11 protein-coding genes are annotated in these 7,059 nt (G+C 31.5%); all 11 read right to left on the bottom strand.

What is annotated here, in order from left to right; all coding sequences use genetic code 4:
• Nucleotide 1: 1 nt before the first annotated feature.
• Nucleotides 2-415, bottom strand: a complete 414-nt coding sequence (rplP, locus tag C4B24_RS02955) for a 50S ribosomal protein L16 (RefSeq protein ID WP_131599208.1) — start codon at nt 413-415, stop codon at nt 2-4.
• Complete coding sequence (gene rpsC / locus C4B24_RS02960) at nt 415-1,065, bottom strand: 30S ribosomal protein S3 (RefSeq protein WP_131599211.1); 651 nt, start codon at nt 1,063-1,065, stop codon at nt 415-417. The genes rplP and rpsC overlap by 1 nt, the downstream gene beginning before the upstream one ends.
• Nucleotides 1,066-1,074: 9 nt before the next feature.
• A complete protein-coding gene (gene rplV, locus C4B24_RS02965; RefSeq protein ID WP_131599213.1) occupies nt 1,075-1,410 on the bottom strand; it encodes a 50S ribosomal protein L22 in 336 nt (111 codons plus the stop codon).
• The gene (rpsS, locus tag C4B24_RS02970) at nt 1,410-1,685 is read right to left on the bottom strand and encodes a 30S ribosomal protein S19 (RefSeq protein WP_131599215.1); all 276 of its coding nucleotides are present in this window, start codon (nt 1,683-1,685) and stop codon (nt 1,410-1,412) included. The genes rplV and rpsS overlap by 1 nt, the downstream gene beginning before the upstream one ends.
• A complete protein-coding gene (rplB, locus tag C4B24_RS02975; protein WP_131599217.1) occupies nt 1,685-2,530 on the bottom strand; it encodes a 50S ribosomal protein L2 in 846 nt (281 codons plus the stop codon). Before rplB ends, rpsS begins: the two co-directional genes overlap by 1 nt.
• A 48-nt stretch (nt 2,531-2,578) precedes the next feature.
• Complete coding sequence (rplW, locus tag C4B24_RS02980; RefSeq protein WP_131599219.1) at nt 2,579-3,010, bottom strand: 50S ribosomal protein L23; 432 nt, start codon at nt 3,008-3,010, stop codon at nt 2,579-2,581.
• Nucleotides 3,010-3,618, bottom strand: a complete 609-nt coding sequence (rplD, locus tag C4B24_RS02985) for a 50S ribosomal protein L4 (RefSeq protein ID WP_131599221.1) — start codon at nt 3,616-3,618, stop codon at nt 3,010-3,012. Before rplD ends, rplW begins: the two co-directional genes overlap by 1 nt.
• Nucleotides 3,618-4,310, bottom strand: a complete 693-nt coding sequence (gene rplC / locus C4B24_RS02990; RefSeq protein ID WP_131599223.1) for a 50S ribosomal protein L3 — start codon at nt 4,308-4,310, stop codon at nt 3,618-3,620. The genes rplD and rplC overlap by 1 nt, the downstream gene beginning before the upstream one ends.
• Before the next feature lie 78 nt (nt 4,311-4,388).
• Nucleotides 4,389-4,694 carry a 30S ribosomal protein S10 gene (gene rpsJ, locus C4B24_RS02995; RefSeq protein WP_131599225.1) on the bottom strand — a complete coding sequence of 102 codons (306 nt, stop codon included), beginning with the start codon at nt 4,692-4,694 and terminating at the stop codon, nt 4,389-4,391.
• Nucleotides 4,669-4,968: a hypothetical protein gene (locus C4B24_RS03000; protein ID WP_131599227.1), complete on the bottom strand. Its 300-nt coding sequence runs from the start codon at nt 4,966-4,968 to the stop codon at nt 4,669-4,671. Before C4B24_RS03000 ends, rpsJ begins: the two co-directional genes overlap by 26 nt.
• An 864-nt stretch (nt 4,969-5,832) precedes the next feature.
• Nucleotides 5,833-6,516 carry a hypothetical protein gene (locus C4B24_RS03005; RefSeq protein WP_131599229.1) on the bottom strand — a complete coding sequence of 228 codons (684 nt, stop codon included), beginning with the start codon at nt 6,514-6,516 and terminating at the stop codon, nt 5,833-5,835.
• Nucleotides 6,517-7,059 lie beyond the last annotated feature (543 nt).

Here is a 7,059-nt window from a genome sequence, read left to right on the forward strand (position 1 = left end):
ATTATTTAGCCTCCTTAGCAACGATTTTACACTTAACTGGTAGTTTGTGCATTCCTAATCTTAATGCCTCTCTTGCGATTGATTCTGAAACTCCTGAAACTTCGAACATAATTGTTTGTTCTTTAACAACTGCTACTCATTTGTCAGGTGTACCTTTACCTTTACCCATACGAACACCAATAGGTTTCGATGTTGTTGAAAGATGAGGGAATATTCTAATAAATACTTGCCCTTCACGTCCCATAGCACGAGTAATAGCGATACGAGCTGCTTCGATTTGACGGTTAGTAATTCAGTTTGAAGTTACTGCACGTAATCCAAATTCTCCAAAAGCTACCGTTTTACCTCTTTTAGCAATACCTTGGTGTGATATTCTAAAAGGTCTTCTATATTTAGTTCTTTTAGGTTGTAACATTATTTACTTCCTTCCAGAATTTCTCCAAGTGAAACTCACACTTTAATACCAATAGCTCCATAAGTTGTACGTGCTGTTGCTTGTGCATAATCTACATTTTGTCTTAGAGTATGTAGAGCCATGATTCCTTCTTGGTAACCTTCTGCTCTAGCCATATCTGCTCCATTTAAACGACCTGAAACTTGTGTTTTAATTCCTTTAGCACCTGCCATAAGACAAGATCTCATAGCCATTTTTTGTGCTGCACGGAATGAACCACGATTTTCTAGTTTAATAGCAATTTCCTCTGCTAATAATCTAGCGTTAAGTTCTGGTTTATCAATAGAAATAACTTTGATGTTTAATTTCAATTGTCTATTTCTTGTATATTTTTGAATATCTTTAGTGAATTTTTCAAGGTTTGAACCATTTTCCCCTAATAATGCACCTGGTTTTGCAGAATGAATTGTTAATGTAACATCTTCATTTTGTGTTCTAGATATTTCAACTTTACCAATTAGGTAAGTTCTTACGAATTTTTCAACATATTCTCTGATTTTTTGATCTTCTAACAGGTATCCTGCAAAATCTGCTTTATCAGCATATCAAGTTGATTCGTGTTTTTTAGTGATTCCGTAACGGAATCCATTTGGATTAACTTTTTGTCCCATAAATACCCCCTATTTCTCTTCCACTGTCACAGCTAAGTGTGAAGTTCTTTTTAAGATAGAGTAAGCTCTACCTTGTGATCTTGGTTGAAATCTTTTTAATGTTGGTCCTTCATTAACTGTAACATCTGTTACAACTAATTTTTCAGCATTCATACCATGATTATTAACAGCATTTGCGATTGCTGAGTTTAATAGTTTTAAAAATAAAACTGTTGACTTTTTATTTGTATTGTTAAGGATAGCGATTGCTTCTGAAACATGTTTGTGTCTGAATAAATCTGCTACTAACCTTGCTTTTCTTGGTGAGACTCTTTGTAATTTAACTGATGCTTTTGCTGTTGCCATTATTTCTTACCTTTGTCTTTCCCGTGCCCTGTATATGTTCTTGTTGGCGCGAATTCTCCAAGTTTGTGTCCTACCATGTCTTCTGTTACAAATACGTCAAGGAAATCTTTCCCATTGTGAACTTGAAATGAAAGTCCAACAAAGTTAGGATAGATTGTTGATCTTCTTGATCAAGTTTTAATTGGTTTTTTAGGAGCTCCGTTTTCCACGATCGCTACTACTTTTTTCATTAGGTGGTCATCAATAAATGCACCTTTTTTAAGTGATCTAGCCATTATTTACTCCCTTTTCTTCTTCTTATAATTAATTTTGTTGAAGATTTTTTAGCATTTCTTGTTTTAACTCCAAGTGCTTTTTTACCTCATGGTGTCATAGGTGCTTTTCTACCGATAGGTTGTTTACCTTCACCACCACCATGTGGGTGATCTACGGGGTTCATTACAGAACCACGAACAGTAGGTCTTATACCTCTATGTCTATTACGTCCAGCTTTACCTCAGTTAACTAATGAATGTTCTTCATTTCCAACAACACCGATAGTTGCTTTACATGTAGCAAGAACACGTCTTACTTCACCTGATTTAAGTCTAACGATAACGTATTTACCATCTTCGTCTTTACCTAGGATTTGAACTGATGTACCAGCTGATCTAGCCATTTGTCCACCGTGTCCTGGGTGTAATTCAACATTATGAACTGTTGTACCTTCTGGAATATTTTTAAGAGGAAGTGTGTTACCAATTTTGATATCAACATTTTCTCCTGAAACAATTTCTTGTCCCATTTGAATTCCTTTTGGTGATAAAATATATCTTTTTTCTCCATCTTTATATACAACCAATGAAATGTTTGCTGATCTATTTGGATCATATTCAATTGTTGTTACTACGGCTGGAATACCGTCTTTATTTCTTTTAAAGTCAATTAGTCTATACTTACGCTTCACACCTGAACCTTTATGTCTAACTGTGATTTTACCTGCGTTGTTACGACCAGCGTGAGACTTTAATGGTGCCATCAATGATTTTTCTGGTGCATGACCTGTTAGATTTTTCTTGTAATCTAGAGATGTCATGTGACGTCTACCATTGGTAGTGGCTTTATACTTTTTAATTGCCATGTTTTTCTCCTTTGTTTGAAAATGTTTGCGGTTGTTGTCTTTCAAACACTATTTTTCCGCTTTTACTGGTGTTTCTTTAGCTTTTGCTTCTTTAGCTTTAGCTTTTGCTTGAATTTTAGCTGCTGCTTTTAATTCAGCTTCTGAAGGTTTTTCATTTTTAGTTTCTTTGATTTCAGCTTTAGGTGCTTCTTGTGCAACTGCTTCATCAGGGAAAATATTAATTTGTCCTTCTTTTAATGTTATAACTGCTCTTTTATATGAAGTAGTAAATCCTGCGAATCTTCCTAATTTAGTAGGTTTCTTAGCAACATTAGCAATATTAACTCTTGCTACTTTTACTCCAAAAATAAATTCAACAGTTTTTTTAACTTCAACTTTGTTAGTTCTTCTATCTACAGCAAATGTGTAAATTCCGTTACCCATTTGTGCATATGTTTTTTCTGTAAGAATTGGGTATTTTATAACTTCATTTCTATTCATTATTTAATTACCTCCACTAGTCTGTTAATGTGATCTTGTGATAGTACAATAACATCTGCATTCACTACTTTTTCAACTGAGATTGAATTAATTTTAACTGTTTCTACATTTTGAATATTTTTAGCTGATCTAAATGCGTTTGCATCTTCAGTAACTATAAGTACTTTTCTTTGTAATTTTGTTAATTTCAATCCTTCGATAAATTTAACTACTTCTTTTGTTGAAATTGTTTCTAATTTAAAGTCTTCAATAACTACTGCTTTTGCTTTTGCTTTTAAAGTTAGTGATGATGCTAATGCAAGTTTTCTAACTTTCTTATTTAAAGTAAGAGTATAGTTTCTTTCAGCTTTAGGACCAAAAGCTCTACCTCCACCTACTCAAATTGGTGACCTTTTTGAACCAGCTCTAGCTCTACCTGTACCTTTTTGTTTTCAAGGTTTGATACCTGAACCAGCTACTTCTGCTTTATTTTTAACTTTATGTGTCCCTTGTCTTCTTGAAGCTCTATCTGACATAATTGTGTCAAAAATTGCTTGAGAATTAACTTTAACACTAAATACTTCTTTTGGAAGTGCAGTTTTAGCTGCTGTTGTATTTTGTACTGCCATTATGCATCTCCTTTAACTTCTTCATTTGAAGTGTTTGCAAGTGTAAGCGCTTCTCTATTTGGAAGTTGCTTAACTGCTTGTTTAACAATAACGAATGATTTTTTAGGTCCTGGAATTGATCCTTTTACTAAAATTACGTTATTTTCTAAATCAATTGAAACTACTTCTAGGTTTTGAATTGTTTTAGTAACATTACCATATTGACCTGGCATTGTCATTCCTTTAACAACTTTATTACCCGCAATATCTCCAAGTGAACCTGTTTGTCTAACTGGTTGTGATCCACCACCACCACCATGTGATTTAGGTCCAATGTGTTGATTGTGTCTTTTAATTGTACCTGAGAAACCGTGTCCCTTTGATGTTCCTTGCACATCTACAAGCTCTCCGGCTGCGAAGATTGAGGCATCAATAGTAGCTCCTAAATCAAAGCCTTCCATTCCTCTAATCTCCTTAACGAAGCGCTTAGGTGTTGCGTTTGCTTTTTTGAAGTGTCCCATTTCTGGTTTATTTTGTCTTGACACTTTTTTATCTTCTACTCCAAGTTGTAGAGCTGTGTAACCATCATGTTCTTGTGTAAGAACTTTTGATACAACATTAGGTTTAACTTCAATTACAGTAACCGGGATTAATTTTCCGTGGTCAGTATAAAGTTGAGTCATTCCTACTTTACGTCCTAAGATTCCTTTCATAATATTCTCCTTTTATATTGTTTTTACTAGCAGTTTGAGTTCCTACTAAGGAAACGAATGATATATTTATGCAACCAACTATTTTGAAATAACTTCGACTTTAACACCTGATGGTAAATTAAGTCTTTGTAGTTTATCCATTAACTCTGCAGATACGTCTGCAAGTTTAATTAGTCTTTTGTTTGTTCTAATTTCGAATTGTTCACGAGATTTTTTGTTAACGTGTACTGATTTTAAAACTGTGAATACTTCTCTTTTTGTTGGAAGTGGAACTGGTCCTGAGACTTTAGCTCCTTCTTTCTTAGAAATTTCAGCAATTTTAAGAGCAGCTGCATCTACTAATGATGCTTCGAAAGCTCTAACTTTTATTGTAACTTTTGCCATGTTGTCCTCCTTTGTTCTTTTGAACGACCTCAAGATAAATACCCAATATACCAAGAACAACTAATTTTGGTGTATCGGCAACCTTATCTATCATAGGTCTAGTTGCTAAATAATTATACACATTTTTATGATTAAGTCAAGAAATTTGCCAATAAGACAGGAAAAAATTATTTTTATCTGTAAAAACTTTTTTTATTTCAAATTTATTTTTATAAAAAAAGTAGCAGTAAAATATATTATTGTCATCACAATTAGTGATTCGCTTTTTTTTCATAGGCATTTTATTAAGTGTGTTTATATTGCTTTTGCATTCTATCTTATTATCAATAGCAACTTATTTAATGTTATATATTTTTGATTAATAAGTATGCGACAAGGTATTTGCTTCTTTAAAATAATCAATTACTTTTCATAAAATAACAACACACGAGACTAATAGCATCTTTGGAATATGTTTGGTTACTCTAATATCTTTCTCTTTATCATATAAACATTCTTTGATTATTCCGAGTGAATTTTGCATTATGAAGTTTATCTTCTGTTCTAAAAGGAAACTACTAATAAAAGTTTGAATATAATGAATTAATATACCAATTTTAGCTTTCTAGATTGATATTTTAGAGAATGCTATGGTTTTACTTATATTTTTTTGTATGAAAGTTTTACCTCTAAAACAGCTCTATTTCTAGCTTTTATTATGCGCTTACATTCTCCCTTTTGAGAATAAATTTCATAAATAGTCCTTTGATAAAATTGAGTTACCTTTAAATTCAAAATGAGTTTCGCAATTTAAAATAAAATTCGTTTATGCTCAAAGTGCAAAAAATGACCTTCTGGTCGATTTATACTAGTTCTCTTAAAACTGAACAGCAGATTGTTTGTTTGGGTATACTTTGTGATGCACCTTTAAATAGATAACCTAAAATATAGATCACTTATTAAACCATTCAATTTATTAGTACTGGTCAGCTAAATGTATCGCTACACGTACACTTCCAACCTATCAACCTTGTCGTCTACAAGAAATTTAAAGGGATTATTCATCTCTGAGGAGGCTTCCCGCTTAGATGCTTTCAGCAGTTATCCTTTCCATACTTGGCTACCAAAATAAAATGCCTTAAAAAAGAACAATGACCGATTAATCATTGTTCTTATCGAATGCACTCATTATTAAACCTCACATTATAAACCAAAAGAAAATCAAAATGAAAAATTGCATACCATTTTGATAAAAGGGATTTCTATTCAAAATCGTCCTTTCATAAATATAATCTTTATTATCATAATTAAATTCAATAAACATGCTGGCACATTCCCAAATTAAAATAGTTGTTGAAATTTCTCATATTTTTTCAATATGTAGTACAACACCTACCAAAATAGGTATAACAGTTACAATTAATGTAAATATTCATTTTAATATCACCGCATTTTTAACATTTTTAAAAAACAATATACTTAAAATTTCAACGATTTTAATACCAACAAGTATCGCAATCATTCAATGTAGTTTAGTATTATTAAAAACTATAGGTAGCGCTAAAAATAAAATAGTTGTCATAGAACAAATATTTAAGAAAATAAAAAATATTTTAGAAAATGTATTTTTATTCCAGCTGAGCTTTTTAAAAATTAAAAACATAGCAGAATTAATAATATCAATGACTGCAAAAACTATAATTATTACTACTCAAGTAACATGATGTTTATTTTCAAAATCAACTATCTGGTCGTTTCAAATAAAGGAAAATAGAGAAATAAAAGCACTTATTAAAAATACAACAATAGGTAATATTTTGTTTTGTTTAAAATGATTAGGCATAATTCCCTCCTATAGTACTAGTTACATACACTTTTTCATCTCCATATATTTTAGCATTTATCTTCTGTCGACCCCAAAGTACTTGTGATACATCTTTAATGCAATAATCTATTAGCAGTTTATCAAAAATATTATTTGTTTTATAGCATTCCACATTCACACTAACATTAAGCATGTCAAAATTCCGTTTGCTGAAACTTGAATATTTTTCTTATAAAATTTTAAAGCACACATGATTGATCAACTACTATCGGGGTTAAGTTTACACTTACAATTGATGCAATCCAAAAAAACTTTTTAACTTTTATTTTTCTATTTTTCATAGATTCCCCTTTTCTAAATTAAAACTTTTTTTAAGTCACATATTAAAATTATGCATCTTTAAAAGATACAAAATCTTTATACAATTGAAAAATATCATTCATATTTTTGGTCCAAAATTCCAAAAAGGCGAAAAAAAATGACCTTCTGGTCGATTTATCCTAGTTCTCTCAAAACTGAATAGCAGATTGTTTGTTTGGGTATGTTTTGTGACGTACCGTT

It is taken from the genome of Mycoplasma marinum (assembly GCF_004335975.1).
Taxonomy (GTDB): Bacteria; Bacillota_I; Bacilli_A; order Mycoplasmatales; family Metamycoplasmataceae; genus Mycoplasma_K; species Mycoplasma_K marinum.